The following is a 25,960-nucleotide window of genomic DNA, read 5'->3' as shown; positions in this document are numbered from 1 at the left end:
ACATGGCACGATGGGTACCCGAACATTCATTCCAGAAGAACGGATGCCATTCCTGAACCAGACCTCCGTTCCTCCGCCATCCCGGCGAAGGCGGGGACGACGGTGTTTGCACAGCACCGGCTCAGGCTGCGCCGGCCCGATCTGCACGCTTTACTCCTGCGCTGACAGAAAACCCTCGACGGCCTCGGCCACGTCATACCAGTAGAGGTCGCGGAACATGTGATCGGCGCCCTCGATCACCGTCAGGCTGATTCCGTCCGCCTCGGCCAGCGGCGCCATGGCCTCTTCCACGCCCGGAACGACCGTATCCGCCGTGCCGGCGATGACCAGCACCGGCGCCTCGATCTCCGGCACCAGGTGGGCCGTGTCGCGACGCGGATCGGGGGCGTAGTAACTGAGAAAGGCCCCGGCGCTGACCGTGGTGTTCTCGCAATACAGGAAGTCCACGCTTTCCATCAGGGTGCCGCTTTTGCCGTCCTCGACCAGTCCCCGGGCCCGGTCGAGCAGCGGCTGCAGCTCGACTTCATAGCGGTCCTTGTATTCCTTGCGGTCATATTCCTCGTCCCACAGCATCGGCGCGATCAGCACCACGGCATTCACATCGCTCATGTCGCGCTCGGCCGCGTACCAGGCCGTCTGGTTGCCGCCGCGCGAATGACCCAGCAGGGTGACCCGGCCCGCGCCCTGCTCGCGCAGCCAGTCCAGCCAGAGCCCGATCTCGTCCAGGGCATCGGTGTGCCTGTGGGTGTGGGTCTGCGCGCAGTCGTACATGCCGTGACGGTCGTCGATCCCCAGCCCCAGATTGATGGCCAGGGTGTTGTAGCCGTATTCCCTGAACACGTTCTGCAGGCCGCGCATGATGCCCATGCGCGCATGGGCCAGGGTGCCGTGGGTCATCAGGATCACGCCGTCGGCCAACTCACTTCCCGGCGCCAGTTCCAGCTCGGCGTTTAGCGTCAGGCCGTCGTGTTCCAGCTTGACCTCCTCGGCCTGCGCCGGGCTGAATGCCAGCGCGATCAGGCCCAGGATGACGGTACGCCAGAGGGTGCGAATTCTCATCATCATCTCCTTGTTCGGTCTTCCGGATATATAAGTTCAGGTTATGCGCAGGATGGGTGGAGCGAAGCGCAACCCATCGTGGCCGGTACGTGATGGGTTACGGCGCAAGCGCCTTCACCCATCCTACGAAACTCTATGCGTGAAACGCTTCAGAAACGGGCATCGCGGTCCTCATTAAAGGGTAGACGCCTCAGCCCGGTAAATCAGTCCCGTGCGGAAAGCCTGGCATGCGCCTGCCGCAACACGTTCGCCGCCCGGTCGATATCGCCGTCGCTCGTGAACCGCCCCAGGGACAGGCGCACCGCCCCCCGCGCCCGCGCCGGGGACAGCCCCATCGCGGCCAGCACACCGCTCACTGCATCGCTGTCCTCATGGCAGGCCGAGCCCACCGAGGCCGCAATACTGTCCGCGACCGCATCCAGCAGGGCGCGGCCGGTGACGTCCGGGAAGGACAGATTGAGGGTATTGGGCAGGCGCTGATCGGGATGGCCGTTGAGTCGCAGCCCCGCAATGGCTGCCTGCAGCCGGGCGTGCAGCCGGTCGCGCAGGCCCTGCAGCCGTTCGGCCTCGGCAACCAGTCCCGCGGCGGCCAGCCGCGCCGCCGCGCCCAGGGCGACGATGTGGGGGACATTCTCGGTGCCGGGCCGCAGGCCCCGCTCCTGACCGCCGCCGACCAGCAGCGGCTCAATGGATGTGCCGGGCCGCACATACAGCGCTCCCACACCTTTGGGGGCGTAGAACTTGTGCCCGGCCAGGGTCAGCAGGTCCACGCCCAGATCGTCCACGTTCACCGGGATCCTGCCCACCGCCTGGGCGGCATCGGTATGCAGCAGGATGCCGCGCGGCCGGGTGAGCGCAGCCAGTTCAGCGACGGGCTGCAGGGTGCCGACCTCGTTGTTGGCCAGCATCACCGACACCAGCACGGTATCCGAACGCAAGGCCGCCTCGAGCGCCGCCGGATCGACCCGCCCGTATTCATCCACCGGCAGCACCGTGACCGTCCAGCCGTCGGCCCGCAGCCGCTCGGCCGGCCCGGTCACAGAGGGATGCTCCACTGCCGAGATGATCAGGTGCCGGCCCTGTTCCCGCAGTGCCCGCGCCACGCCACGCAGGGCCAGGTTGTTGGCCTCGGTGGCACAGCCGGTGAAGAACAGGGCAGCAGGCGGGGCGCCGATCAGACCGGCGACCGCTGCGCGGGCCTCATCGACCGCCTCCGCCGCGCGCCGGCCATAGACATGATCGGAGGACGGATTTCCGAAATGCTCGCGCAGATACGCCAGCATGGCCTCGGCCACTTCGGGGGCAACCGGGGTGGTGGCGTTGTAGTCGAGATAGATCGGAACGGACATGGGCGGCGATTATGCCGCCAATGCGCAGAGAATGTGAACGAAAATGGTGGCTACGCCCTGATTCGAACAGGGGACCCCATCATTATGAGTGCAGGTCACATCATTTTACCCCTGCTTACTCGATCCTTCCGGTTCTTACTTTCCCCTTGTATCTACAGTTACTTATGCTTACCATCATGGACAGCGGACAAGCCGATTTTTACTCGTTTTTACTTCAATCTGCTTACTTTGCGCTTATTTCGGCAAAAGTAAGCAAGCACCAGAGAGCCGTGCATGCCCAAGATCACGAAGCGCGTTGTAGATGCAGCTGAGCCTAACACTAAGTCGGTATTCATATGGGATAGCGAAATCGCCGGCTTTGGCCTGCAGGTCTATCCCAGCGGAAGAAAATCCTACGTCTACCAGTACAGGACCCCGCAAGGCCGGACCCGGCGCGCTACTCTCGGGCGCAGCAGCGAGACATTCACCGCAGCCGCGGCCCGGGACAAGGCCAAGAAGTATCGGCGCACCGTGGAGGATGGCGGAGATCCCCTGGCCGACAAGCAGGCGGAACGGAAAGCCATGACCCTGGCCCAGCTGCTGGATGCCTACACCGACTCCCCCGCATTCGCAGACAAAGCACAGTCTACGCAGGACCTCGACAAGAGCCGAATCAAGCGGCACTTGAAGCCGACCCTGGGCAAGAAGTACGTCCACCAGCTGCGCCCCGATGATGTGCGGCGCGCTTTCGGAGCGATCAGGGACGGCAAGACCGCGATTGATGAAAAGACAGGCTTTCGTGGTCGCGCCATCGTCAAGGGCGGAGAAGGTGCGGCCCGTATGGCGATCCGGGTACTGCGCTCTGCCTTGAATTGGGCCATCAAGGAGGGCAAGGCCACAGACAACCCGGCCAGCTCAGTGGAGATCGGCCACGACGGCAATAGGGACATCATTCTGAAAGACCCCAAGCAGTACACCGCTCTGTTCAAGACACTCGAGCAGATGGAAAACGAGAAACGGCTACGGCCACAGGTCGCCGATGCGATCCGTGTCATCGCCCTCACGGGCGCCAGGCGCAGCGAGATTGCCGGGCTCAGGTGGAAGCACGTCTCTCTGGAGACCGGCATCCTGACACTGCCTCCGAGCGCACATAAGACCGGCAAGAAAACCAACAAGCCCCGCATCATCGGCCTGCCTGCGGCCGCTCAGGCCGTCATCGCGAAGCAGGATGAAGGCGAGCCGGATGACTATGTGTTCCCGCCCAGAAGCGGCAAAGGCCCGCTGAATTTATCCAAGCCCTGGCGGCAAATCCGCGAGGAAGCGGGACTGCCGGAGGGTATCGGCCTGCATGGGCTGCGGCACTCCTTCGCTTCCTATATGGCAATGAACGGGGCTCAGGCGGCCGAGATCATGACCGTGCTGGGTCACCGGCAAATCACCACAGCACAGAAATACATCCATTGGGCACAAGATGGACGCGCAGCACTGGCGGAGAAGGCGGCAGCACATATCAGCGGCGCATTGGAGGATAAGAAACATGCCGAAATCCTTCCGCTGAGGAAGCATAACGATGACTGACCCAGATCAGGAGCGCGAACAGCTGATCAACAAATTCAGCGAGCATTGCATTAAATCAGGATTCTCAAACTCAGCGACAGAGGATGAGGCTAATATATTCATCAGGTCATTGGAGGGATTATCTGAATTCAGCAACCTGAGCAGGGAGAAACACCAGCGACGGCGTGAACGTGTTGAAGCCATAGCCAACAGCCTGGATGTTCTAGTTGAGCAAATAAAGCTAATTGACGACCCTGCACTAGGCTACGCGCTCTGGAAAGGCGCGCATGAGGTTATCGGGGAGAAAATACGCGACTTAGAGGGCATGCCTGCAATCCGAGAAGCCTACGACATTCAGACAAATCACGCAGACGCATTGGCTCGATTTGCTCTCGGCGTGAGAAAGGCTGCGAAGTCGCTACCTGAATTGGACAAGAATGCATACTCTCAGGAATTCCAGGTCGCAAAATGGCTAGAAGATTACCTGGGCCGTCGAAATATGTTTTCTACAACAGAAACCGGACTTGCTGGAAATGCATACTCATATTGCATGAGGGTCATGGGCAAACAGCCGAAATCTGTTTCATATTGGCTGAGGCAAGCAAAGCAACACCCGGACTCCTGGAACTCCCTCAAAGAGCAAATTCAAGGGAGGGAAAAATCCAAAGCTGATTAGCGTTCGTTTTTTCCTATCTGACAAGAAAAGCCCTTCCTACCATTACCCTCGACATACACGAGTAGAGGGTAAGCGGATTACCGCGACCCTCTAGTATTTGAGGGTTAAGCGATGAATGAATCCAGATTTTTGACCCGCGAGCAGTCAGCACAATACCTGACTGACCGTGGCCTTCCTGTATCCCGAAACACCCTTCAGAAATGGGCGACAACCGGCGGCGGCCCCCGTTATCGGCGCTTCGGCAATCGCGCTGTCTACACGGTTGAAGACCTCAACGAATGGGTTGAGGAAAAGCTCTCCCCGCCCCGCTCTTCTTCGACCGCCGCATAGGTGCCACATGAAGGCGCCCACTGCTGAACAACTGCGCCAGGCGGCCATTAACACTGCCAGGCATCCGAGGAATACAGCCCCCAAGGTCCGGGAGGCGCTGCGCAACACGCTGGGGCATGACCCTATCCAGGGCACCTGCTATACGAAGCCGGAGCAGAAAGGAGATCAGGAATGAAAAGACCCACTGTCGTGAGGACAGCGGGCCAGGGGGCTTACAATAATTCATCGAGCGACGCGATCAATACTACACCCCTGCCCTGCAAAATCAATCCGCCCCAGCAACTGCGAGGTGGATCATGATGGACCTGACCCCATACCTTAACCGCCGCCCGGGTACCTACCGCACCGCCTGCCCGGTCTGTGACCGAGGCCCCCGTGACACCGCTGCAGCCGTCACCGTGGAACCGGAAGGCGGCGCCGTCTGGTTCTGCCATCGGTGCGGCTCCACCGGCAGCTCACGTGGCCAGGAACGCCATCAAGCACCCCCACCGCCCCGGAACATCGAACCACCCCGCGAGGGCCTGGACGAATGGGCCGCCCGGATCTGGAGCGAAACCCAGCCTATTACCGGGAACAGCACCGCCGGCCGGTACCTGCAAGCCCGCTGCTGCGAGCTGCCACCTATGGATGCGGATCTGCGCTGGCATCCCGATCTGTGGCACCCCGCGGAGAAGAAAGCCGCCCCGGCGCTGGTGGCCCTGGTCACCGACACCCTGAACGGCAAGCCCCTGTCCCTGCACCGGACCTGGATCAGTCCGGCCGGCAACAAGATATTCGACCCACCCCGTCTGCTGGCCCGCGGCCACAAGACAGCCGGCGGGGCCATTCGCCTGTGGCCGGATGAAGCCGTGACGCACGGCCTGGCCCTGGCCGAGGGGATCGAAACCGCCCTCAGCGTGGCGAGTGTTCACCGGCCCATCTGGGCTGCCATCGACGCCGGCCATCTGGCCGCCTTCCCTGTCCTGGAGGGCATCGAAGCCCTGACCCTGTACGCCGACCGGGATCCGCATGGCAAAGGCGAACAGGCCGCCCGAGCGTGCGCGAGGCGCTGGGCAGCTGCAGGGCGAGAAGCGGCCGTGGCGCTGCCCCCGAGGTCGGGCGACTGGAACGATGTCGCCAGGGAGGCCGCATGAGTAGCCCTCTGGCCGATGCCATGCAGGCCGGCATGGAGTACATCGAACCCGGCGCCCCAGAAGGCGCAGACGAAGCCCCGAGCTGGCCACCCGCCCTCGATCTGTCCGAGATGGCAACGCGAGAGCCGGCGCCGCCGTCAATGATCATCCCGGATTGGCTGCCCTGCGGATACGCCACCCTCCTGGCGGGGCATGGCGGCGTCAGCAAATCATCGAATGCCCTTCACCTGGCCGCCTGCAGCGCGCTGGGAGAGCCATTCTGCGGGCTGGAGGTGAAGCAGCGGCGGGTGCTGTACCTGTCCTGCGAGGACCGCGAGAACGTCCTGCACTGGCGGCTGCGGCGAATCTGTGACTATCACGGCTGGGACATGGCCGCATTATCCGAACGACTCGACATCCTGGATCTGGTCGGCCATGACACTCTGCTGATGGCGCCGAATCCATCTACCGGGCTCTGCACGACTCACGCCTACGCCGTATTGCGAGAACGCATCCGCACCACTGGCGCAGAGTTGCTTATCGTGGATGGGGTGGCTGATGCCTTCGGGGGCAATGAGAACAGCCGGTCCGAGGTCAAGAAGTTCGTAAATGCCCTGCTGGCGCTGATCCCCGAGGCAACGGGCGCGGTCCTGCTGATTGCCCATGTGAACAAGCCCACGGCACAGGCCGGCGGCAACTCGGAAGGCTACTCGGGCTCGACCGGCTGGCACAACTCAGTGCGGGCTCGCTGGTATCTCTACCCCGAAACCGAACGCACCGACGAAGGCACAGCAAGCACTGGACGGCTGCGCCTGGACCTGCAGAAGGCCAACCTGGGCCGCTCAGATCAATCCATCGTCCTGGGCTGGGATGATAATGCCCAGCTGTTCACCGGCCACCTCGAGAGCAGCAGCGAATTCGACCGGCGGCAACAGGAGCAGGAGGAACAACAGGGCATCCTGACGGCCATTCGAGAGATCACCGCAGCCGGCGACTATGTGCCCGCTGCGGCACAAGGCCCGCGCACCGCTCACCACGTCCTATCCGCCACTGAAAGCCTGCCTGAAACCTTGCGCGGGAAGGCCGCCAGGCGCCGATTCTGGCGTCATATCGAATCCCTGCGCCGAATTGGCGAGATACGCGAGGGCAGTATTCGACGCGCAAACCGGCACACCGCCGCAACCCTTGAGCTGAAACCCGCACAGGACAAGGGCGCTGGCAGTGCGTCAGATGCGTCAATTGAATATGACGCAGCCCCGAATAATCCGACGCAAGGCGCCCCTGCGCCGAATGCGTCGTATTCGGCAGGGGGTTATAGGGGGAGCGCGCGCGCGCAAACCAACTACAGGAGAGCTCGAGATGGCGAATGACAACACCTGCGGCCAATGCACTCAACGCGTCCGCGGCTGGTGCAAGACCCGACAGGCCAAGGTCGGCGCACGCCTGCGGGCCTGTCGGGAGTTCAGGGAGAAATCTACAGGATTGCCAGTCGAGCAAGTCCGGGAACTGCTCGAGGCTGGCGGGGTAGCCGGTGAGGTCATCAGCCTGGACGCATTGCCGGACGGCCAGCGCGGACTGCGCCTGGTGGCGGGGCTGGACCCCGTGACCCGCTCCCGCATTTACGAGGTGGCCGGGATCCGGCTGGTGCCGGTGCAGCCGGTTGCAGTGTCTGAGCCTGAGCCGCCACAGGAGGCCCCGACGCGGCAGGCGGGAGGCCGGGCGGCATGAGCGACGGCAAGGGCGCATACGAGCCGAGGAACCTTGAGCAGGGGCTGCTTCGTTACACCGCGGGCTGCCCTTGTGACCGGTGTCCCCAGCATCAGGCATGTGCCACCTCAGGCCGGGAGTGTCCCGAGTTCCGGGTGTGGGTTCGCACGGGGCGAACTGACAAGGAACGTAGGGGGTAGGGATGGGGTGATGCTGATGGGGGATAGGGGAGGCAAGAACTATACAGCCTTCTGTACTACGACCGTCGCTGAAATCTTTTTACGCTAAATCCGCCTAATTTCGGAGAACAGCAACCAAAAATGGCACAAAAATCAAATACTCCCCATAGGGGGCATCAAACTTCACAGCCTTTTGCCCCACGACCATCCGCGCATCTCGATTTTTGCCAGCGGGAGTTTTGTATAGAGGGTATTGCAGGCGTGAACAGGAGCCGGATTGACTGACCGCCAGACACGACTGGAACAGCTGCAGCACCGTTTCGAGGCCGGCCATGCAGCCGCTGCCTGGGAGGCGCTGCGCATCGTGCTGCAGGACAGGCCCGCGGTCCTGCCGGATTGGCTGGCGGAGTACCTGGCGGAGACGGCCAGTTCCCTGCTCGAGATCGAACCGGAACCCGGGCGCCTGGCCGGCGCCGTCCTTGAGGCCCTGCAGCTGGCCGGCAATGTCGGGCCATCCGCATTCACGCAGTATCGGACCCAATGCCGGCGGGAAGCTGCCCTGCAAGATATGGCGCAAAAGATTGAGTGCGGGGCAAGCCCTGAAATGGCAGCCGCCGAGGTGGGCGGTCGGCGTGGCTACAGCGAGACAACACTGATGCGGTATTACCGGGAATGGAAAAAGTCTCCCGGAAACCTGTTCCGCACATCGGGCATGGAAGCCGGTACAAATGGACCATGACACAACCCGAGGTGAAGACATGAAGAGCATTTCAGATTATCCGGAATACCAGGCAGCACTGGACAAACTGGCCGGGCTGCAGCATCAGCTCGCAGCCGTGAATCAGACCATCACCGACCTCACCGCGCAGATCGGCCACAACCAGAAGCCTGGGGATTCCATCACGGCAAAGGCAGAGGCCCTGCTCGATGGCGAGGATGGCCCGGTATCCGTCACGCGGCTTCGGCGCGAGCTGGATGAATCCATTGAGCGGCGCAAGGTGCTTGAAGCGTCTATCAGGCTGCAGCAGAACCGCGTGGAGCAGATCAAGACCACCAGCTCCGAAGCCGCGAATACGGATCTGGAAAAACCCTATCGCGCAGCAGTGCGGAAGGCGCTCGATGCCGCCGTGAAGCAGTCCCAGTCATTTGCCGAGGTCCGCGACATGATCGAAGGCATCCAGGAGGCCGGTTTCTACTTCCACCAGCAGCAGCTGGCCATGCTGGGCCGGTATGGTCGCTGGGATGACCCGGACGCCCATATCCATGCCCTGTTGCAGGATGCCGAGCGCGAAGGCTTCATCAAGCCGAGCGATTACCCGGACCGTCCGAAGCGGGCTGGTGAATACGACAACATGCCCAAAGGGGCGACCGTCACCGCCTTGGCTGCAGGCCCCAACGGACTGCGAGAGGTCAAGATTGCCCAAGGCGGCAAGGTGGTCAATGAGAAGGTCATCCATCAGCCTGAGGACCAAAAGGCCGCCGCGGACGGCTGGGGCTGAGCCGATGCAGATCACGGGCCTGATCCCGTTCCATACGCTCACGGAGAGCCCTCAGCCGTTCCGGGGCCGCTCCCTGCGTGAGGTGCTGGGCCGTGGCTGTTTTGCAAAGCACCTGGGCAGCCGCCCGATCCCGCTGACCGTTGACCATTGCGATGACCGCGAGCTGGGCAACACCCGCAGTGGGCTGATGATCTGGGAATCCCCCGAGGGTCTGCAGTTCAGGCTGGATGAGAAGACCACGGCCCGGCACCCCACCATCATCACGGCCATCCGCCGGGGTGACATTGCGGGCGCATCCTTCCGGTTCCTGGCGCTGGACTACGAAGAACGCAAGCACCACGGGCTGGGAGAGGATGTCCGGACAATTCTGGAAGCCGAGCTGCGGGAAATAACCCTGATGCTCACGAAGCAGCCGGCCTACACCACCAGCCGCGTCACCCTGGAACCCTCAACCGACAGGAGACACATCACCATGCATCACGATCCGATCACCGCCCGGCAGCGGGCAACAGCCGATGGCGCGAACGTAGCCCTGCGCTCTGCTCCGCAGTGGGTCCGGGACCGCATCGAGGCACAGCAAAAAGCCGAGCGCCAGGAGGCTGAACGCAAGCGGCAGCGCAAGGCCCGGCGCGTATCGCCCGCTGGCGATCAGTACCGCCGCAACCGGTTGCGGCTTGCGGAGGCCGTGTCATGAATGCGGTGCTGCGACACATCAACGCCCTCACGATGTCTTGCGGGCTGGGGACAGTCGGATATGGTCTTTGGCTGGTCCATGAGCCGCTGGCCTTTCTGGTTGTGGGCGCGGTCCTGTTCTGGGCTGGCCTGCCTGATTAACGTGGAGGGGTAGGAATGGCAGTCGATTTTTCAAAAATCTCCGTACAGCTGGAAGCTGAGAGCGCGCAGCTGCGCAAAGAGCTGGACAAGGCCAACCAGAAGCTTTCCGGCTTCGAGCGTGGCGCGAAGAAATCCCTGGACAACTTCTCCCGGGCTGCGAAGTCGGCTCTGGGAGTGTTCACCGTGGGCGCGGTTGCAGCGGCTACACGCAATGCCCTGGCCTATGCAGACGGGATCGACAAGGCGAGCAAGGCCGCCGGGGTCGGAGCGGAGTTCCTGCAGGAATTCCGATTCGCGGCTGAACAATCCGGCGTGTCACTCCAGGGCGCGGATGACTCCCTGCGGCGGTTTGGCCGGCGCATCGGTGAATTCGCCAACTCGGGCGGCGGGCCCGCGGCCAAGGCGCTGGAGTCGCTCAACATCGAGCTACGGGACGCAGAGGGCAACCTGCGCAGCACGGAAGTGATCTTTAACGATGTGGTGCGCGGGCTCGAAGGGGTGGAATCCACCGCCCAGCGGGCGGCCCTGGCGGCGCAGCTCTTTGGCGACGACTTCGGCCCGAAGCTGGTCCCGCTCTTGGAACAGGGAATCGATGGCATCAACCGGCTGCGCCAGGAGGCAAAGGATGTCGGCGTCGTCCTGTCCGAGGATGTCATTCAGAACGCAGTCAAGACCGGCGATGAATTCTCGAAGGTCTCCCGGATCCTGAGCGTGCAGTTTGCCGATGCCATCGTGAACCTGTCCCCGCTGCTGACCGACTTTGCGACCGGCGTCGGCCTGGCCGCGAAGAACATCGGCGAATTCTTCGACTCCCTCAAGCCCCTGGCCGATCGAACCAACATCAGCGGGCTGGAAGAAGACCTGAACGACGTTAACCGCCAGATCAACAAATTCGCGGGCGATTACTTCGCCCTGCTGGAGGCGGATGCGCCGGAGGCTTCCCTGGCGCCGATCAAGGCGCAGCTGGATCTGTACCGGGAGCAGCGTGAGGCGCTGATGGAGCGGCTGGCGGTGCTCAGGGACATCAACGAGGAGGAAAGCAAGCCGACCGGCAGCGGCGGCGTTGGAGGCGGCACAGGTGGCGACACGGGCGGCGGCAGTGACACCCCTTCCGGCCCGAGTGTTCCGGCTGTACCTGACTCCGTACTGGCCGCAGACAAGGAATTCCAGGAGGCGCTGCGCACGTCCGAGGCCGCTGTCAAATCCCAGAACGCGGAATATCAGCAGTGGATAACGACCATGGAAGCGGCGGCCCAGCGCACCCGCGAGATGGTCAACCCGATGGAGTCGGTTGAGGTCAGGCTCAACGAACTGGACACCCTGCTGCAGGGTGGCTTCATCAGTTGGGACACCTACAGCGAGGCGGCCTTTGAAGCGATGGAAGGCATTGAGGGCAAGACAGGGGAAAGCAAGGAGGCGCTGGATCAGCTCTCAGTGTTTGCCGAGCAAGCCGCCCGGAATATGCAGGATTCCTTCGCACAGTTCCTGTATAAGCCCTTTGATGATGGCCTGGAAGGCATGATCAGCGGCTTTGCCGATGCCATGCAGCGAATGGCCGCGGAGGCTGCCGCTGCGCAGATCTTCGATGCCGCGGGCGAGTTCTTTGACAGTGGCGGCGGGAGTGCCATCGGTAGCTTCTTCAGCGACTTCATCCCCGGCTTTGCCAGCGGCACTAGCTACTTCCCCGGCGGCTTCGCCCGCATCAATGAGGCCGGCGGCGAGCTGGTCAAGCTGCCGACGGGCTCTCAGATCATCCCGGCTGACAAGACTGACCGCATGCTCTCCGGCGGCACCTCGATCACGGTTCCCGTTACCATCTACGGCAGCCCCTCTGAGAAGGATCGACGCAGCGCAACCCAGATCGGGAATGATGTCGGACGAAGTATCCAGCGCGCCATGCGGAGAAACGGATGACGCCACATGATTCGCACAAGCTGCTGCAGCTGGCCGATGGGATAGACAGCCTGGGGGATGATCTGACAACCGTCTCCACCATCGGCAAAATGGATCATCAGCAGCTGCTCGACATGGCGGCCAACCAGCCCGAGAAAATGGAGCGGCTATTTCAGCGGTTCAGGAAAATCGAAACGACAATCAGCACCCTGCAGGAGCTGTTACAGTCCTGGCAGGGCCAGCTGGCGCTGGCGCAGCGGGAGGCGACCGACCCGGGCCGGCTTGATTCTTGACACTTCGCTGATAATGGGAGTAGGTTAAGCCTTACGGGGCTAGCAACCCTTCACAAGGCGGAAGCCGCACCCGACAGACTTGCGGTTTCTTTTTGCCCGAAATCCGGGCAATCCCTGTTATGTCGGGCGTCCGTGTCCATTGGAGACAATGGCCAGCCCATTCGTGGGCCTCTATACAAGACCCTTCGGGGGAAAGAGCGGGCCGTCCTTGTGCGGTTGCTAGCGCCCGGCACCCTTAATCATAGCCACACTTGGCTGCGATTCTGGGCTATCTTCGACTAGCAATCGTTACACAAGGAGACCACCATGAGCGACAAAGACGAAATTGACCGCGTGCTGCGAGGACTACCGCTCGCGCCGCGCGATCTGAGCAACCCCTTCCAGGCGCTACTCAGCCAATCCGCAGCATTCAACAACTTCGATGATGGCGACCCGCAGCTAATGCGTGAGGCCCTGGGCAACGTCAGGAGCATCAAGCAACGGGCTATGGAGGCCATGAGCGGGATGAATTGGCTTCTACATGAAGCCTACGGCGGAGAAAGCGACGCCATCCTATGGGCCAAAGAGCCCATGTCCCTGCTTACTGAGCTGGTGCAGGACATGGACGCCATTGAGCGCAAGATCGTTGATCGGATGATAGAAGGGAGGGATGCAGCATGACCGCAGAAATAGAAACCAAGACCGTATCCCGTGACCATGCCATGATGGCGTTGCATGAGGCCGTATCACGGATGAACGCGGCACTGTATCAGGCCGCACAGGAACCAGATGACGCCATCGGTGAGCAATTCGAGGTCCGCGACATGGTTGTAGAAGCGGGCAACAATGCGGCAACTGTGGCGCTGGAGATCTTATCGGGCTTAAATATCCTCGGCCCTGACCGTGATCCGGACCTGACGTATAAGGGATGCTACAAGGATTGGCTGGCATGGATGAACGACTCAGGTCCTGCCATCAAGGTTGAGGATCAGGAGGGCGCAGCATGAGCATCGAAAACGAAGATATAGAGGCCCTGCGGGCGGTCCTGAAAGTCTTATGGGACACCTCGACCGCCTGCGGCATCATTCACCGCATTGTTGAACAGACCTATGAGGACCAGCTCCCGGACTTCGAGGACATGATGCAGATCGGACTGGTCGTTAACCAACTCCGGGAGAAGCTGGGTATCGGGGTTGAGGCCATGGACAGCCTGCGCGGCATCGACATCGGACCGAGGGAGGGCGAGGACACCCAGGAGATTTGGGACGAGGCGTTCCGGCAGGTCCGTAATCAGGTGCATGCGTCGCTGGTGAAGCCGACAGGCCAGCCGCCCGCTGCCTCCTGAGTCTGCGTTTCCATCCTGCACCTGCCCCGCCCCTGCGGCGGGGCTGTCATATCCCACCCCGCCCCGCTATGGTTGAGCCGGGCAACGGCTAGGGCATTCTTATGGCAGACAACCCCCTTCACGACCTTGAGCAGGTCATGCAGCGCTGGGCCATCTGGGCCGCGGCCCGAGACGATGGCGGCCTGGGCTATGCGGCCCGCAGCACCCTGGGCCGGGTCATGGATGAAGGCATTACCGGCGCGGCGATCCGGAACCAGTATCACAGCTACAGCCACGATGCCCCGCTGGAGGAAACCATAGAGCGCAGCGTCAGCCGATGCCCGGAAGAAGTGCGGGAGGTCGTGGTAAAGCACTATCTCGGGCACGGCACCGTGAAGCAGAAGGCCAAGGATCTGCATGTCTCCGTGGAGAAATACTACCGCCAGCTGAATAACGGCCAGTATTGGCTGCATGGGCAGCTGACGATGGCCGGGATCCTATCGTCAGACGCCTGACCTGCTTCCGCTGGGCTACAGCCCAAGGAGGATTGAATGCAGAGTTCTGATCTTCTCGGCTACCTCTTCCGTCTCCTGATCTGACATCTCCATCAGGGAGTCCGCCACCAGATCACGGGAATGCCTGTCACTGGTGGTGCATGTCATTTGGGAGTGGACGTGATCGAAGAGCTCATGGCAGCCCTCTGGAAGTTCCGTGCGGTGGATATGCATAAGGTGGTAGACAAACGCGTCATGCAGCTTCAACCTGAGCGGCCCTTTACCATCCGAAAGGATCTGAATGGCAGCAGCGAACCTGTCTTTGGCAGTCGACATTCGCGGATTTCCTTCTTTTCTTATTGGTTCTTATGAAGGGAATATTACCCCGAGTGCGCTTGCCTGGCCACTCCGGCGATATATCACTCTGTCGAAGAAACGCCTACAGGTTGCATCACTTTCGGCGAATCCTCCCGGGTGTAATAGCCCACCGGGTAGCCTTCCCATCCCTCTCCTGAGGCCGGCTGCAGCAGCCCCTGCAGCTGCTCAGGCTTTGCGTCCGTGTCCAGCCATTGCCCCCATGCCTCTGCCGGCAGGATGGCCGGCATCCGCGGGTGAATCTTCCCAACCAGCCTGTTGGGCTCTGTGGTGACGATAGCGCAGGAATCGAAGCCTTGCCCTTCCTGGCCCTCTGGCGGCTCCCAGTGGCCCCACAGGCCCGCCATGAGGAACGGCTGCCCATCCTGGCGGCGGAAGTAATACTGCGGCTTGCGCTTCTCTCCGGTGTCTCTGGGCTCATAGAAGCCATCCGCCGCGATCAGGCAGCGGAAGTGGCGGAACGGGAAGCGCCACAGGCGGCTGGTGCTCAGGGTCTCCGCCTTGGCATTGATCGTGGAATATCGGGTCTTGGGCTGTTGCTCGAAGGGCGGGATATAGGGCCAGTGCAGCTGTGCCAGTTCCCGCGCCCCAGCGGGATCCAGCCGGCAGGCCAGCACCGGCTGTCCCGGCAGGATGTTGTAGCGCGGCGCCAGGTCTTCCAGCTCGCAGCGGGCCTGGGCCAGTTCGGCGAAGCGATCCGGCGGGGTGGTTCGGGCGAAGCGGCCGCACATCGCAGGGCCTCCGATCCGTGGGCAGTGCCCGAAATATACAGAATTCAGCCGGATAGCCCAACGATGCAGGCCATGCCTGCCTGGTCGTGCGCATTCGCTCATGCGGCGTGCAGCTGGCACCCCTGGGCCCATACCAGCTCTGGCGTAAGATGAAGGCGGTAATTCAGAATCAAGCGAAGCGCCGCCAGGGGCTGATTTTAGCGGGCAGGATTGTGTACACTTTATTTAGTCTTGAACAACACGGGGAGAGTTAAAGAGTGGATATGATACCCGTCAGCTCATCAGCGATCCGCGCCGTTGGATATGATCACGCATCAGGTCGGATGAAAATCACGTTCGAACAGGGCGACACTTATGATTTTTGTGGAGTCCCCGAGCCTGTCTATCAAGGCTTGATGAACGCCATTTCAAAAGGAGCGTATTATAACGACCATATTCGAGATAGATATCAGTGCTACTGACAGCACCCCGTCAACCCCCGTGTCGCCTCCGAATATCTCTCCGAGTTTCATCGTCCAATGCAATTTCAGATTTATAGTTACTGGCCAATTCATCAAGCTTTTGTTCTTTGTCGTGCACTTCGATCAGTTGTGATTCTAGCTCTTCAGGCAACAACTCTGTGAAATCTGCTTCCTCAGCGGGATAATCATCTTTCACGCCTTCCAAATACTGCAGATCTTTTTCTATGTTTTCCTGCCAGATCTGCATTGATCCAGAACTCCTTCTTCCGGTCGCCGCCATTACCGCCGCCCTCGACCTATCCGCATAATCTACAAGCTCTGATATCTCCCGGTGTTTGCGGTAAAGGTCCTTTACAGCCTTACGAAGCTCAAGGCGCAAGTCGAGCGACTTAAGCTTGTTGATCCGGCGATAGCTAACGATTCCCAAAATTCCACCAATGACGCCGCTTATCGCGCCAATGGCACCAGCGGCCATTCCTACATAACTCGTCCAATGTGGATCCGCCATACCCCCTCCTCTGAACAACGGTCTAAACAAAAGGCATAAAAAAGCCCCGCATTGCGGGGCAGGGACATATTTCTAGATCAGACATCACATGACAATCCAATCATGGGACTATAGACGCGAAGCTATGCGGTCTTACTATCAGGCCACAGTCGATCCACCTCTCTATTTGGCATAACAAACATCTCTCTAGCTTCATTTGAGAGCTTCTTCAGAGAGAACGCAATTAGCGCAATCGGTATCAGGTAAAAGAACCATCCGCCCATATTTGCTAAATAAGCAACCCTCAATACGTCGTTTGCCTCTTCAAATATCCTTGTTACATCCTCATTCTCACATGATTCGACAAGCTTCCAACGCTGATCTATCTCATACCTAAGCTCGTCATCATTCTCATATTCGCGCATAAACTGAACCTGCCTATCAATGGTCAGTCGATGCAGCCGGTTTAAGAACCTATTAATACCATCATGAAGAAGATTAAAGACTTGCGGATCGCATTCCTCATCGCATATTTTTATCTGGCGCAACTCATCCCGCAATGCAAACAACTTATTTCTCAAATGCATCCTGATCGACGGCAATACAATACCGTCATAGATAAAATGGAGGATCGCAAGAAATGCTAGGACAAGTATGAAGTAACTCATAATTTATCTATCGCTCGATTTAAACTTTGCACCAGCCGCCTTGCTCTGAATAGCAGATTTTTCCTTGCCTATGCGCCTATATTCGTTGCTATAAATTCGACGCATCGCCCGAGCATGAAAAAACCATCCTAAAACCGTACTCACGAACAATATATATCCTAAGATACTACCGTTTTTCAAATTCTCTAGGACATCAAACACAAGCCTCGATGATTCCTCTGGCGTCATTTTCCACACTGGAATAATGACAACCGCAACCACCATTAGAAGGAGCAACTGGCCGCGATTCATTGCAGCTATCACAATATCGCGAAACGCTTGAGCCCAAGTTACTTTTGGCTGGGGTTGCTTTTTCCCTTTTCGACCCATCTAAAACAAGACTTGTTATCGTTGATTATCGGCGATGATCATGATTTTTGAATGGCGACAGGTCTACAGACGGGCATTTTCACAATGCTTCACCATGTAGCGCAACCCAGACCAGCGCGCTTATTTTATGCTTATTTTGCGGATCCCGATACTGCCTAGCTTGATGTAACTATATGATTATATGGTGGCTACGCCCTGATTCGAACAGGGGACCCCATCATTATGAGTGATGTGCTCTAACCAGCTGAGCTACGTAGCCATATTCGGGAAGAGGCGGAATTCTAGGGGTTTGCGGGGCGGATGTCCACTCCCGGGCCCGTCTCAGACGTTGAAGCGGAAGTGCATCACGTCGCCGTCCTTTACCACATACTCCTTGCCCTCCAGGCGCAGCTTGCCGGCCTCCTTGGCACCCTGCTCGCCGTTGCAGGCGATGAAGTCGTCGTAGGCGGTGACCTCGGCGCGGATGAAGCCCTTCTCGAAGTCGGTGTGGATGGCGGCGGCGGCCCGTGGGGCGGTGTCGCCCACGCGGATGGTCCAGGCGCGGACCTCCTTCACCCCGGCGGTGAAATAGGTCTGCAGGCCCAGCAGCTTATAGGCGGCGCGGATGACCCGGTTCAGGCCCGGCTCGTCCTGGCCCAGCTCGTCCAGGAAGGCGGCCCGGTCCTCGGCGTCCAGGGCCACCAGTTCGGCCTCGATGGCGGCGCACACCGGTACCACCTCGGCGCCTTCCTTTGCAGCCAGTTCGCGCACGGCTTCCAGGTGCGGGTTGTTGTCGAACCCGTCCTCGGCCACGTTGGCGATGTAGAGGGTGGGCTTGATGGTGAGCAGGTGCAGGTCGCGCAGCTGTTTACGCTCGTCCTCGGTCAGTTCCAGCGAGCGCACCGGGTGGCCTGCATCCAGATGCGCCTTGACCTTCTCCAGCACTTCCAGCTTCGCCCGCGCCTCCTTGTCGCCGCTCTTGGCCACCTTGGCGGTGCGGGTGAGCGCCTTGTCCACGCTTTCCATGTCGGCCAACGCCAGTTCGGTGTTGATGGTGTCGATGTCCTCCAGCGGGTGGATGCGGCCGGCCACATGGATGACGTTCTCGTCCTCGAAACAGCGCACCACATGGGCGATGGCGTCGGTCTCGCGGATGTTGGCCAGGAACTTGTTGCCCAGGCCCTCGCCCTTCGAGGCGCCGGCCACCAGGCCGGCGATGTCGACGAACTCCACCGTCGCCGGCAGCACCTGCTGCGGCTTGACGATTTCGGCCAGTTTATCCAGGCGCGGATCGGGCACCGGCACCACGCCCACGTTGGGATCGATGGTGCAGAAGGGATAGTTCTCGGCCTGGATGCCGGCCTGGGTCAGGGCATTGAACAGGGTGGACTTGCCGACATTGGGCAGGCCCACGATACCGCATTGGATTCCCATATGAGTGACTTCACACGTTGATGGCAGTGCCGTCGCCGCCTGAAGGACGACGATGCAGCGCGTTCATGGCCGCCTCGAGATCGCCGTTGACGATCCGCGGCACCTCGAGCAGAGCGCTTTCGATGGCGGCATCGATGGCGATGCGGTCATCACTGCTGGGTTTATTCAGCACATAGTTGACCACGTCGTCGCGATGCCCGGGATGGCCGATACCCACGCGCAGGCGCAGGAACTCCCTGCTGCCAAGCGCACCGATGAGATCACGCAGGCCGTTGTGACCGCCATGGCCGCCGCCACGCTTGAGCCGCACCGTGCCCGGTTCCAGGTCCAGCTCGTCGTGCACCACCAGAATGGCCTCAGGCGGGATTTTGAAGAAACCGGCCAGGGCGGCGACCGACTGGCCGCTGCGGTTCATGAAGGTGGTCGGCTTGAGCAACCGGCAGTCGGCACCGTCGATGTCGCAGCGTCCGGCCTCGCCCTGGAAGCGATTCTCCGGATTCAGCGTGCAGTGAAAGCGCCGGGCCAGCCCGTCCAGAAACCAGAACCCGGCGTTATGCCGGGTCTGGTCGTACTTGGCACCGGGATTCCCGAGCCCGACGATGAGGGCGACAGCGGACACGCGTATGGCTCCGCGGGGTCGGCCTCAGGCCTCGCCCTCACCCTCAGCGGCCTCGCCTTCGACCTCTTCCTCGTCACCGCCGCCCTTGCGCGGATGGATGGTCACCACCGGCAGGTCGTGCTCCTCGCCCTTGAACAGCTCGGTGGCCTGGGCGCCGGCCGGCAGCTTCAGGTCGGAGAGGTGGATGGTCTCGTTCAGGTTCAACCCGGAGATGTCCACCTCGATGTACTCGGGCAGGTCCTTCGCCTTGCAGGTGATGTCCACCTCGGTCAGCTCGTGCGACAGCAGACCGCTGGCCTTCAGCCCCGGCGAGACCTCCTGGCCGACGATGTGCAGCGGGATCAGCATGTGGATGGTGTCATCGCCGCTGACACGCTGCAGGTCCACGTGCACCAGGGTGGGCTTGTAGGGGTGGCGCTGCAGGTCACGCAGCACACAGCTGTGGGTCTTGCCGTCGACCTTGACCTTGAGGATGTGCGAGTAGAAGGCCTCGTAGTCCAGGCTGTGCAGCACCTTGTCGTGGTCCAGGGTCAGCGGCATGGGCGACTCGCTGCCACCGTAGAGAATCGCCGGCAGTCTGCCGGCCCGACGCAGGCGGCGGCTCGCACCTTTCCCCTTGTCGGAACGCAGCTCGGCGTCCAGTTCGAATGAGATACTCATGTTGTTGCACTCCCGTTGCCGCGCATGGCGGCGTTCATTTGCTCCCCCGCGACCAGGGGAGGCCGTAACGGACAGGCCGGGCCTGTCCGGCGTCAGTCCATGAACAGCGAACTGACGGATTCTTCCTCGCTGATGCGCCGCAGCGTCTCGCCCAGCATCTCGGCGATGCTGAGCTGGCGGATGCGCGAGCACTTCTGCGCGTCCGGGCGCAGCGGGATGGTGTCGGTCACCACCAACTCGTCGAGCTGCGAGCCCTCGATGTTCTTGATCGCCGGCCCCGACAGCACCGGGTGGGTGCAGTAGGCGGCCACCCGCGAGGCGCCGTGCTCCTTGAGCGCGCCGGCCGCCTTGCACAGGGTGCCTGCGGTGTCGACGAGGTCATCAACCAGCACGCAGTCGCGGCCCTCGACGTCACCGATGATGTGCATCACCTGCGAGACGTTGGCGCGCGGACGGCGCTTGTCGATGATGGCCAGGTCCGCGTCGTCCAGGCGCTTGGCCAGGGCCCGGGCGCGCACCACGCCGCCCACGTCCGGCGACACCACCATCAGATCGGGGTGCTTGTTGCGCCAGATGTCGCCGAGCAGGATCGGCGAGGCATACACATTGTCCACCGGGATATCGAAGAATCCCTGAATCTGGTCGGCGTGCAGGTCCACCGTCACCACCCGGTCGGCGCCGACCTTGCAGATCATGTCGGCCACCACCTTGGCGGTGATCGGCACCCGCGCCGAGCGCGGCCGCCGGTCCTGGCGGGCGTAGCCGAAATAGGGCATCACGGTGGTGATGCGCGCGGCCGAGGAGCGGCGCAGCGCATCGACCATGACCAGCAGTTCCATCAGGTTGTCGTTGGTCGGCTCGCAGGTCGGCTGCACGATGAAGACGTCCTTGCCGCGGACGTTCTCCATGATCTCGACCATCACCTCGCCGTCGCTGAACCGGCCCACCACCGCCTTGCCCAGCGGAATACGCAGATGGTTGACGATGTTCTGCGCCAGCTGCGGATTGGCATTGCCGGCGAAGACCATCATGCGGCCGTCGACATCAGGCACCATCCCACCTCGTCTGTTGTCTGCAGTGACCATCCGGTTCATTGATGCGGCCGGTTAAAAAACGGCCAGCGGCTCGGCCGCTGACCGGTGATGTGTTTGGCTGGGGCGGCAGGATTCGAACCTGCGCATGCTGATACCAAAAACCAGTGCCTTACCGCTTGGCGACGCCCCAATGTTCAATGGCAAAGCGACGGTTCACATCCGGTCCGCTGCCAGCGCGGCATGCAGCGGCGAGCGGTTGCAGCCCCGGGCGATGAAGCCTTCCCAGCCGGCGGGCAGGGCCTGCTGCGCCGCCAGTGCCGCTGCGTGATCGCGGAAGGCACCGAACACGCAGGCGCCGGTCCCGGTCAGACGCGCCCGCGTCCGGCCGTTCAGCCAGTCCAGCGCAGCGGCGATCTCGGGATAGAGCTGACGCACGATGGCCTCGCAGTCATTGCGCGACCGGCCCGCGAGAAAGTCGGATATTGTGATTGGGCGGGAATCCCGTGTCAATTCCGGATGCTGGAACACCGCGGCAGTGCTGACGCTGACCGGGGGCACGATCACCAGGTACCAGGGCTCGGGCACCTCGACCGGGGTGAGCCGCTCCCCTACTCCTTCGGCCCAGGCGGCGCGGCCGCGCACGAACACCGGCACGTCGGCGCCGAGCTCCAGCCCCAGGGCGGCCAGCTCGTCCTCGTCCAGCCCGGCTTCCCACAGCCGGTTCAGCACGACCAGGGTGGTGGCGGCATCAGAGCTGCCGCCGCCCAGGCCGCCGCCGAGCGGCAGCCGCTTGTCCAGCCGGATCTCCACCCCCCGGCTCACGCCGGCCCGCTGCTGCAGCAGGCGGGCCGCGCGCACGGTCAGGTCCCGATCCGGGGGCACACCTGGCAGCGGCGCGAGCAGCCGCACGCCCGGAGCCTCGGTGACACTGAAGTCCAGCCGGTCGCCGTGATCCAGAAACTGGAACAGGCTCTGCAGGGTATGGTAGCCGTCCGGCCGGCGGCCGGTGATATGCAGGAACAGGTTGAGCTTGGCCGGCGCGGGCCAGCCGGACTCAACTCGCATCATCCGCCTCGTCTGCGGCCGGCAGGCGCTGCCACTGATCGATGATGAGCTTGACCCGCACCTCGCCATTGACCAGTTCGATCCGGCGCGGCAGTGCGCCGGTCTGGAAGAAATCGGTATAGCGGATATCCCAGCCGGCCTGATGCAGTTCGACCAGCCGTCCCTGGTCGTCATGGCGGCTGCGGGCCTTGATGTCCGGCACCGGCCGGCCGCGCACCCAGTAGCGCAGGCCGCTGACCGGCAGCTGCCAGCCGGTTTCCTGGTACAACAGGATATCCGGATCGCGGGCCTGGCTGATACGGCCGTCGGCCCGCTCCAGGATCACACCCGCCGCACTGCCGGTGAGTTCCAGCGCGCCCTGGCCGAGCGGCCCCTGCAGGCGCAGGCGGTAACTCCCGGGCCGCTGCCGCCAGACGACACTGGCATGCCAGCCCTCTTCCTCCAGCCGCAGGGCGATGCGCCCCTCCAGGGTCCAGGTGTCCGCAGCCGGGACCCGGGCCGGTTCGCGGGTGGCGAGCCCGCTGCAGCCGGTCAGCGCAACCGCCAGCACCAGGCCGGCGAACCGGAGCAGGGCAGCTTGCGCGGACACCGGCATCAGGGCTGGAGGAAGCGCTGCATGGTCCGCTCGAGCACCGGGTTGTCGGCACCTGCCTCCCGCGCAGCCTCCCACACCTCCCGGGCCTCGTCACGACGGCCCTGCTGCCACAGGACCTCGCCCAGGTGGGCGGCGATCTCCCCGTCCTGGGCCTGCTCCAGCGCCCGGCGCAGATAGGCCTCGGCCTGCTCCAGGTTGCCCAGCCGGTACTGCACCCAGCCCATGCTGTCGAGGATGGCCGGGTCCTCGGGCCGCAGCGCCAGGGCCTTCTCAATATAAGTCAGCGCCTCGCCATAACGGTCGGTGCGGTCGGCCAGGGTGTAACCCAGGGCATTGAGGGCATGGGCATTGTCCGGCTCGACCTCCAGAACCCGCCGCAGATCCTGCTCCGTCTGCGTCAGCCGGCCCAGTTTCTCCGCCAGCAGGGCGCGGGCATAGAGCAGGTCGGGGTTGTCCGGCATGGTGTCCAGCACCGAGTCGTACAGGTCCATCGCCTGCTGCTCCGCGCCCACTGTAACCAGCAGTTCCCCCTCGGCGATATACAACTGCACGGCCAGCTCGGGATTGCGTACCCGCATGCCATGCAGCTGACGCCGCGCCGCCTCCACTTCACCCAGTTGCGCCCGCAGCCGGGCCGAGCGGAGCTGGGCATCCAGCAGGTAGTCGCCCTCGCGCACCCGGTCATACCATTCGATCGCCGACTCGGGCGCGTCCTGCGCCTCGTTGATCCGCCCCAGGTAGTAACGCGACTCCTGGGTGCGCCCGCCCAGTTCGAGCAGGCGTTCGAAGCGTTTCCCGGCGGCATCGTAACGTTCGACTTCCAGCGCCAGCAGGCCCAGGGAGTAGATCGCATCGAGGTGCTCGGGATCCTGCTCGACCACCTGCCGGAACTGCTGTTCGGCCGCCTGGAATTCACGCGCCTCCAGCAGCAGCCTGGCGTAGGTCATGCGCACCGGCAGGGAGTCGGGCTGGCGCTGGACCGCCGCGGCCAGTTCCTGCAGGGCCAGTTCCTGCTCTCCGCCCTGGACCCGCAGCCGGGCCCGCTGGATCAGGGCCTCGGACCAGTCGGGGCGCAGCGTCAGGGCCCGCTCCACGGCGGCCATGCCCACCTCGGGCCTGCCCGCATGCTGGGCCAGACGGCTGAGTGCCAGCTGGGCATCGGGGCGCTCGGGGTACTGTTGCGCCAGGCGCTGCATCAGCTGCAGCGCGGCCTGCCGGTCCTCGTCGCGGGCCAGCAGGCCGGTGACCGCGGTGAAGGCCTGGTCACCGGCACCCAGTTCGGTGATGATCTGCTCCAGCTGGGTAAAGGCCTCGTCCTCGATACCGGCGCGCAGCGCCAGCACCGCCAGCGACTGGCGCGCATCCAGGCTGTCAGGCGCCAGTTCCACCCAGCGCCGCGAGGCCGCCAGTGCCGCGCGCTCATCCTTGGCGAAGGCGGCGATGCGCAGGGCCCGTTCGGCCACGCGCGGGTCGCGGCTGGACTCGGCGGCCCGCAGGTAATGCTCGACCGACACATCCAGCCGGTTGCGCTGCCCCGCGATCTCACCCAGCAGGATATCGAACAGGACATCGCCGGAAAGCTCGGCCACGGCCGGGGACGCCGGCGGCGCGCCAGTCTGGTCGGCCTCCGCCCCGGGCGCGGTCTCGGTGGCCGGCCCGGCGGGCTCCGGGGCCGTCGCCAGGGGTTCCAGGTGCTGGCAGCCGCCCAGCAGCAATGCGGCCAGCAATCCGGCCGGGATCGAAACGGAAGTCTTCATCTGGGGTATTGTGCCAATGCGTGATCCAAACCTCAGTGTACGATGACTTGCCGACCGATTTCTATCAGGCCGCGTCCCTCCGGTCGTTCAGAGGTTTCTTGTAATCCCCTGGAATATCCCGCAGAATTTCCGGTTCGACTGCATCCACCAGCCCTTCCATGTCCCTGATCGCACTCGGCATCAATCACCGCACCGCACCGGTCGATATCCGCGAGCGCGTGGCGTTTCCGCCCGAGCGCATGCCCGAGGCCCTGCGCGAACTGACCGCCCTGCCCATGGTGCAGGAAGGGGCGATCCTGTCGACCTGCAACCGCACCGAGATCTACTGCCACCTGGACCAGACCGGACACCAGCAGCTGCTGGACTGGCTGTCCGCCTATCATCGACTGGGGCGCGACCAGCTTCAGCCCTACGTTTATGTGCATCCGGACCTGGAGGCGGTCAAGCACCTGCTGCGGGTCTCCTCCGGACTGGACTCCATGGTCCTGGGCGAGCCCCAGATCCTCGGTCAGCTGAAGGATGCCTTCCAGGCGGCCAGCGAGGCGGGCACGGTCTCGCACCTGCTCAACCGCCTGTTCCAGCACACCTTCAGCGTGGCCAAGCAGATCCGCACCGACACCGCCATCGGCGCCAGCCCGGTCTCGGTGGCCTTCGCCGCGGTGCGCCTGGCCCGCCAGATCTACGGTGATCTCGGCGAGACCACCGCCCTGCTGATCGGCGCCGGCGAGACCATCGAACTGGCGGCCCGCCACCTGCACGAGCAGCAGCTCGGCCGCATGATCATCGCCAATCGCACGGTCGAACGCGCCCACGCCCTGGCCAGCCAGTTCAACGGCTACGCCATCGCCCTGGACGAGATCCCCGCCCATCTGGCCGAGGCCGACATCATCATCGCCTCCACCGCCAGCCAGACCCCGGTGCTGCGGCGCGACACGATCAAGACCGCACTCAAGGCTCGCAAGCACAAACCGGTGTTCATGGTCGACATCGCCGTGCCACGCGACATCGAACCCGAGGTCGGCAAACTCGAGGACGTCTACCTCTACACCATCGACGACCTGCAGCAGGTGATCCAGGAGGGGTTGAAGTCGCGCCGCGAGGCGGCCCATCAGGCCGAGGAGATCATCGAGGTGCAGGCTTCACACTTCTATGGCTGGCTGCGCTCGCTGGACGCAGTGCAGACCATCCGTGCCTGCCGCGACCGGGCCGATGCCAGCCGCCGGGAGGTCCTGGACAAGGCCCTGGCCCAGCTGCGCCAGGGCCGGGAACCCGAAGCGGTGCTGGAGTTTCTGGCCCATACCCTGACCAACAAGCTGCTGCATGCCCCCAGCGCCAATCTGCGCCAGGCCGGCTACGATGGCCGCGCCGAACTGATCGAGGCGGCACGCGAGCTGTTCGGGCTGGACGAGTCCGGGAAATGACACTACGCGCCCTCACTGTCGCTGCTACCCCGACATCCTCA

Annotated in this window: 32 protein-coding genes, 2 tRNA genes and 1 pseudogene; 20 read left to right on the top strand and 15 right to left on the bottom strand. The window is 62.6% G+C overall.

The genetic code is table 11. From position 1 onward, the window contains the following. Positions 1–150 precede the first annotated feature (150 nt). Both COW1_RS15055 and COW1_RS15050 read right to left on the bottom strand, forming a co-directional pair. On the bottom strand, positions 151–1,059 hold the full coding sequence (locus COW1_RS15055) for an alpha/beta hydrolase (protein ID WP_201344654.1): 909 nt from the start codon (positions 1,057–1,059) through the stop codon (positions 151–153). Between the two features lie 203 nt (positions 1,060–1,262). Then, positions 1,263–2,408, bottom strand: a complete 1,146-nt coding sequence (locus COW1_RS15050; protein ID WP_201344653.1) for a cysteine desulfurase family protein — start codon at positions 2,406–2,408, stop codon at positions 1,263–1,265. Positions 2,409–2,681: 273 nt separating this feature from the next. On the opposite strand from COW1_RS15050, the gene COW1_RS15045 reads away from it, so the two are divergent. The 18 genes from COW1_RS15045 (at position 2,682) to COW1_RS14960 (ending at position 14,636) form a co-directional block, all read left to right on the top strand. Further along, positions 2,682–3,965 (top strand): site-specific integrase, encoded by a 1,284-nt coding sequence (locus COW1_RS15045; protein ID WP_201344652.1) that lies wholly within the window; start codon positions 2,682–2,684, stop codon positions 3,963–3,965. Further along, on the top strand, positions 3,958–4,620 hold the full coding sequence (locus COW1_RS15040; protein ID WP_201344651.1) for a hypothetical protein: 663 nt from the start codon (positions 3,958–3,960) through the stop codon (positions 4,618–4,620). The genes COW1_RS15045 and COW1_RS15040 overlap by 8 nt, the downstream gene beginning before the upstream one ends. Before the next feature lie 111 nt (positions 4,621–4,731). After that, a complete protein-coding gene (locus COW1_RS17290; RefSeq protein WP_201344650.1) occupies positions 4,732–4,950 on the top strand; it encodes an AlpA family transcriptional regulator in 219 nt (72 codons plus the stop codon). Positions 4,951–4,957: 7 nt separating this feature from the next. Further along, positions 4,958–5,125: a hypothetical protein gene (locus COW1_RS15030; protein WP_201344649.1), complete on the top strand. Its 168-nt coding sequence runs from the start codon at positions 4,958–4,960 to the stop codon at positions 5,123–5,125. Between the two features lie 448 nt (positions 5,126–5,573). Continuing rightward, positions 5,574–6,083: a toprim domain-containing protein gene (locus tag COW1_RS15025; RefSeq protein ID WP_201344648.1), complete on the top strand. Its 510-nt coding sequence runs from the start codon at positions 5,574–5,576 to the stop codon at positions 6,081–6,083. After that, positions 6,080–7,432, top strand: coding sequence for an AAA family ATPase (locus COW1_RS15020; RefSeq protein WP_201344647.1), 1,353 nt, complete (start codon positions 6,080–6,082; stop codon positions 7,430–7,432). Before COW1_RS15025 ends, COW1_RS15020 begins: the two co-directional genes overlap by 4 nt. Further along, entirely contained in the window at positions 7,422–7,790 is a 369-nt protein-coding gene (locus COW1_RS15015) for a hypothetical protein (RefSeq protein WP_201344646.1), read from the top strand. The genes COW1_RS15020 and COW1_RS15015 overlap by 11 nt, the downstream gene beginning before the upstream one ends. A 435-nt stretch (positions 7,791–8,225) precedes the next feature. Then, entirely contained in the window at positions 8,226–8,687 is a 462-nt protein-coding gene (locus COW1_RS15010) for a hypothetical protein (RefSeq protein WP_201344645.1), read from the top strand. After that, positions 8,677–9,447 (top strand): hypothetical protein, encoded by a 771-nt coding sequence (locus tag COW1_RS15005; RefSeq protein WP_201344644.1) that lies wholly within the window; start codon positions 8,677–8,679, stop codon positions 9,445–9,447. Before COW1_RS15010 ends, COW1_RS15005 begins: the two co-directional genes overlap by 11 nt. 4 nt (positions 9,448–9,451) lie before the next feature. Further along, positions 9,452–10,141 (top strand): HK97 family phage prohead protease, encoded by a 690-nt coding sequence (locus COW1_RS15000; protein ID WP_201344643.1) that lies wholly within the window; start codon positions 9,452–9,454, stop codon positions 10,139–10,141. Further along, positions 10,138–10,281 (top strand): hypothetical protein, encoded by a 144-nt coding sequence (locus COW1_RS14995; RefSeq protein WP_201344642.1) that lies wholly within the window; start codon positions 10,138–10,140, stop codon positions 10,279–10,281. Before COW1_RS15000 ends, COW1_RS14995 begins: the two co-directional genes overlap by 4 nt. 15 nt (positions 10,282–10,296) lie before the next feature. Then, positions 10,297–12,195, top strand: a complete 1,899-nt coding sequence (locus COW1_RS14990; RefSeq protein ID WP_201344641.1) for a phage tail tape measure protein — start codon at positions 10,297–10,299, stop codon at positions 12,193–12,195. Then, on the top strand, positions 12,192–12,467 hold the full coding sequence (locus COW1_RS14985; protein ID WP_201344640.1) for a hypothetical protein: 276 nt from the start codon (positions 12,192–12,194) through the stop codon (positions 12,465–12,467). Before COW1_RS14990 ends, COW1_RS14985 begins: the two co-directional genes overlap by 4 nt. 306 nt (positions 12,468–12,773) lie before the next feature. Next, a complete protein-coding gene (locus COW1_RS14980) occupies positions 12,774–13,127 on the top strand; it encodes a hypothetical protein (RefSeq protein WP_201344639.1) in 354 nt (117 codons plus the stop codon). Further along, entirely contained in the window at positions 13,124–13,453 is a 330-nt protein-coding gene (locus COW1_RS14975) for a hypothetical protein (protein ID WP_201344638.1), read from the top strand. Before COW1_RS14980 ends, COW1_RS14975 begins: the two co-directional genes overlap by 4 nt. Next, positions 13,450–13,791 (top strand): hypothetical protein, encoded by a 342-nt coding sequence (locus COW1_RS14970; RefSeq protein WP_201344637.1) that lies wholly within the window; start codon positions 13,450–13,452, stop codon positions 13,789–13,791. Before COW1_RS14975 ends, COW1_RS14970 begins: the two co-directional genes overlap by 4 nt. A 101-nt stretch (positions 13,792–13,892) precedes the next feature. Continuing rightward, entirely contained in the window at positions 13,893–14,285 is a 393-nt protein-coding gene (locus COW1_RS14965) for a hypothetical protein (RefSeq protein ID WP_201344636.1), read from the top strand. Between the two features lie 159 nt (positions 14,286–14,444). Next, entirely contained in the window at positions 14,445–14,636 is a 192-nt protein-coding gene (locus COW1_RS14960; protein ID WP_201344635.1) for a hypothetical protein, read from the top strand. A gap of 47 nt (positions 14,637–14,683) precedes the next feature. On the opposite strand, the gene COW1_RS14955 is transcribed toward COW1_RS14960, so the two are convergent. Next, complete coding sequence (locus tag COW1_RS14955; protein WP_201344634.1) at positions 14,684–15,370, bottom strand: SOS response-associated peptidase; 687 nt, start codon at positions 15,368–15,370, stop codon at positions 14,684–14,686. Positions 15,371–15,627: 257 nt separating this feature from the next. Between COW1_RS14955 and COW1_RS17285 the strand changes: the two genes are divergently transcribed. Beyond that, positions 15,628–15,831, top strand: coding sequence for a KTSC domain-containing protein (locus tag COW1_RS17285; RefSeq protein WP_201344633.1), 204 nt, complete (start codon positions 15,628–15,630; stop codon positions 15,829–15,831). A gap of 10 nt (positions 15,832–15,841) precedes the next feature. On the opposite strand, the gene COW1_RS14945 is transcribed toward COW1_RS17285, so the two are convergent. From COW1_RS14945 to COW1_RS14890, 12 genes and pseudogenes are all read right to left on the bottom strand, one after another. Then, complete coding sequence (locus tag COW1_RS14945) at positions 15,842–16,339, bottom strand: hypothetical protein (protein WP_201344632.1); 498 nt, start codon at positions 16,337–16,339, stop codon at positions 15,842–15,844. Positions 16,340–16,461: 122 nt separating this feature from the next. Continuing rightward, positions 16,462–16,986, bottom strand: a complete 525-nt coding sequence (locus tag COW1_RS14940) for a hypothetical protein (RefSeq protein ID WP_201344631.1) — start codon at positions 16,984–16,986, stop codon at positions 16,462–16,464. Between the two features lie 3 nt (positions 16,987–16,989). Then, entirely contained in the window at positions 16,990–17,355 is a 366-nt protein-coding gene (locus COW1_RS14935) for a hypothetical protein (RefSeq protein ID WP_201344630.1), read from the bottom strand. A gap of 182 nt (positions 17,356–17,537) precedes the next feature. Further along, positions 17,538–17,614: transfer RNA gene (locus tag COW1_RS14930), tRNA-Met, on the bottom strand. 62 nt (positions 17,615–17,676) lie between these two features. Continuing rightward, entirely contained in the window at positions 17,677–18,768 is a 1,092-nt protein-coding gene (ychF, locus tag COW1_RS14925) for a redox-regulated ATPase YchF (protein ID WP_201344629.1), read from the bottom strand. A gap of 10 nt (positions 18,769–18,778) precedes the next feature. After that, a complete protein-coding gene (pth, locus tag COW1_RS14920) occupies positions 18,779–19,387 on the bottom strand; it encodes an aminoacyl-tRNA hydrolase (protein WP_242466447.1) in 609 nt (202 codons plus the stop codon). Positions 19,388–19,411: 24 nt separating this feature from the next. Then, entirely contained in the window at positions 19,412–20,047 is a 636-nt protein-coding gene (locus tag COW1_RS14915) for a 50S ribosomal protein L25/general stress protein Ctc (RefSeq protein WP_201344628.1), read from the bottom strand. Positions 20,048–20,139: 92 nt separating this feature from the next. Continuing rightward, the gene (locus COW1_RS14910; protein ID WP_096367632.1) at positions 20,140–21,078 is read right to left on the bottom strand and encodes a ribose-phosphate diphosphokinase; all 939 of its coding nucleotides are present in this window, start codon (positions 21,076–21,078) and stop codon (positions 20,140–20,142) included. 118 nt (positions 21,079–21,196) lie between these two features. Then, positions 21,197–21,271 (bottom strand) — tRNA-Gln (locus COW1_RS14905). A 4-nt stretch (positions 21,272–21,275) separates the two neighbouring features. Further along, a pseudogene (gene ispE / locus COW1_RS14900) lies at positions 21,276–22,146 on the bottom strand (4-(cytidine 5'-diphospho)-2-C-methyl-D-erythritol kinase). Beyond that, on the bottom strand, positions 22,136–22,735 hold the full coding sequence (gene lolB / locus COW1_RS14895) for a lipoprotein insertase outer membrane protein LolB (RefSeq protein ID WP_201344626.1): 600 nt from the start codon (positions 22,733–22,735) through the stop codon (positions 22,136–22,138). Before lolB ends, ispE begins: the two are co-directional and overlap by 11 nt. 5 nt (positions 22,736–22,740) lie before the next feature. Next, positions 22,741–24,498 carry a tetratricopeptide repeat protein gene (locus tag COW1_RS14890; RefSeq protein WP_201344625.1) on the bottom strand — a complete coding sequence of 586 codons (1,758 nt, stop codon included), beginning with the start codon at positions 24,496–24,498 and terminating at the stop codon, positions 22,741–22,743. Between the two features lie 158 nt (positions 24,499–24,656). Between COW1_RS14890 and hemA the strand changes: the two genes are divergently transcribed. Continuing rightward, on the top strand, positions 24,657–25,919 hold the full coding sequence (gene hemA / locus COW1_RS14885) for a glutamyl-tRNA reductase (RefSeq protein WP_096367205.1): 1,263 nt from the start codon (positions 24,657–24,659) through the stop codon (positions 25,917–25,919). Positions 25,920–25,960: the final 41 nt, after the last annotated feature.

This window comes from Thiohalobacter sp. COW1 (assembly GCF_016629505.1).
In the GTDB taxonomy this organism is placed as follows: Bacteria; Pseudomonadota; Gammaproteobacteria; order Thiohalobacterales; family Thiohalobacteraceae; genus Thiohalobacter; species Thiohalobacter thiocyanaticus_A.
The sequence above is the reverse complement of the archived record's forward strand: the minus strand, read 5'-3'. Positions and strand labels throughout refer to the sequence as shown.

What these genes read in the sequence shown, in the direction of transcription:
- COW1_RS15055 (WP_201344654.1), bottom strand. Translation starts at nt 1,059, where the DNA reads ATGAGAATTCGCACCCTCTGGCGTACCGTCATCCTGGGCCTGATCGCG.
- COW1_RS15045 (WP_201344652.1), top strand. Translation starts at nt 2,682, where the DNA reads ATGCCCAAGATCACGAAGCGCGTTGTAGATGCAGCTGAGCCTAACACT.
- ychF (WP_201344629.1), bottom strand. Translation starts at nt 18,768, where the DNA reads ATGGGAATCCAATGCGGTATCGTGGGCCTGCCCAATGTCGGCAAGTCC.
- COW1_RS14890 (WP_201344625.1), bottom strand. Translation starts at nt 24,498, where the DNA reads ATGAAGACTTCCGTTTCGATCCCGGCCGGATTGCTGGCCGCATTGCTG.
- COW1_RS15005 (WP_201344644.1), top strand. Translation starts at nt 8,677, where the DNA reads ATGGACCATGACACAACCCGAGGTGAAGACATGAAGAGCATTTCAGAT.
- COW1_RS14915 (WP_201344628.1), bottom strand. Translation starts at nt 20,047, where the DNA reads ATGAGTATCTCATTCGAACTGGACGCCGAGCTGCGTTCCGACAAGGGG.
- COW1_RS15050 (WP_201344653.1), bottom strand. Translation starts at nt 2,408, where the DNA reads ATGTCCGTTCCGATCTATCTCGACTACAACGCCACCACCCCGGTTGCC.
- COW1_RS14995 (WP_201344642.1), top strand. Translation starts at nt 10,138, where the DNA reads ATGAATGCGGTGCTGCGACACATCAACGCCCTCACGATGTCTTGCGGG.
- COW1_RS14970 (WP_201344637.1), top strand. Translation starts at nt 13,450, where the DNA reads ATGAGCATCGAAAACGAAGATATAGAGGCCCTGCGGGCGGTCCTGAAA.
- COW1_RS14955 (WP_201344634.1), bottom strand. Translation starts at nt 15,370, where the DNA reads ATGTGCGGCCGCTTCGCCCGAACCACCCCGCCGGATCGCTTCGCCGAA.
- COW1_RS14985 (WP_201344640.1), top strand. Translation starts at nt 12,192, where the DNA reads ATGACGCCACATGATTCGCACAAGCTGCTGCAGCTGGCCGATGGGATA.
- COW1_RS14940 (WP_201344631.1), bottom strand. Translation starts at nt 16,986, where the DNA reads ATGAGTTACTTCATACTTGTCCTAGCATTTCTTGCGATCCTCCATTTT.
- COW1_RS14975 (WP_201344638.1), top strand. Translation starts at nt 13,124, where the DNA reads ATGACCGCAGAAATAGAAACCAAGACCGTATCCCGTGACCATGCCATG.
- COW1_RS14990 (WP_201344641.1), top strand. Translation starts at nt 10,297, where the DNA reads ATGGCAGTCGATTTTTCAAAAATCTCCGTACAGCTGGAAGCTGAGAGC.
- COW1_RS14980 (WP_201344639.1), top strand. Translation starts at nt 12,774, where the DNA reads ATGAGCGACAAAGACGAAATTGACCGCGTGCTGCGAGGACTACCGCTC.
- COW1_RS15015 (WP_201344646.1), top strand. Translation starts at nt 7,422, where the DNA reads ATGGCGAATGACAACACCTGCGGCCAATGCACTCAACGCGTCCGCGGC.
- COW1_RS15040 (WP_201344651.1), top strand. Translation starts at nt 3,958, where the DNA reads ATGACTGACCCAGATCAGGAGCGCGAACAGCTGATCAACAAATTCAGC.
- COW1_RS15030 (WP_201344649.1), top strand. Translation starts at nt 4,958, where the DNA reads ATGAAGGCGCCCACTGCTGAACAACTGCGCCAGGCGGCCATTAACACT.
- hemA (WP_096367205.1), top strand. Translation starts at nt 24,657, where the DNA reads ATGTCCCTGATCGCACTCGGCATCAATCACCGCACCGCACCGGTCGAT.
- COW1_RS15025 (WP_201344648.1), top strand. Translation starts at nt 5,574, where the DNA reads ATGGATGCGGATCTGCGCTGGCATCCCGATCTGTGGCACCCCGCGGAG.
- COW1_RS14935 (WP_201344630.1), bottom strand. Translation starts at nt 17,355, where the DNA reads ATGGGTCGAAAAGGGAAAAAGCAACCCCAGCCAAAAGTAACTTGGGCT.
- COW1_RS17290 (WP_201344650.1), top strand. Translation starts at nt 4,732, where the DNA reads ATGAATGAATCCAGATTTTTGACCCGCGAGCAGTCAGCACAATACCTG.
- COW1_RS14910 (WP_096367632.1), bottom strand. Translation starts at nt 21,078, where the DNA reads ATGATGGTCTTCGCCGGCAATGCCAATCCGCAGCTGGCGCAGAACATC.
- COW1_RS14965 (WP_201344636.1), top strand. Translation starts at nt 13,893, where the DNA reads ATGGCAGACAACCCCCTTCACGACCTTGAGCAGGTCATGCAGCGCTGG.
- COW1_RS14945 (WP_201344632.1), bottom strand. Translation starts at nt 16,339, where the DNA reads ATGGCGGATCCACATTGGACGAGTTATGTAGGAATGGCCGCTGGTGCC.
- COW1_RS15000 (WP_201344643.1), top strand. Translation starts at nt 9,452, where the DNA reads ATGCAGATCACGGGCCTGATCCCGTTCCATACGCTCACGGAGAGCCCT.
- COW1_RS15020 (WP_201344647.1), top strand. Translation starts at nt 6,080, where the DNA reads ATGAGTAGCCCTCTGGCCGATGCCATGCAGGCCGGCATGGAGTACATC.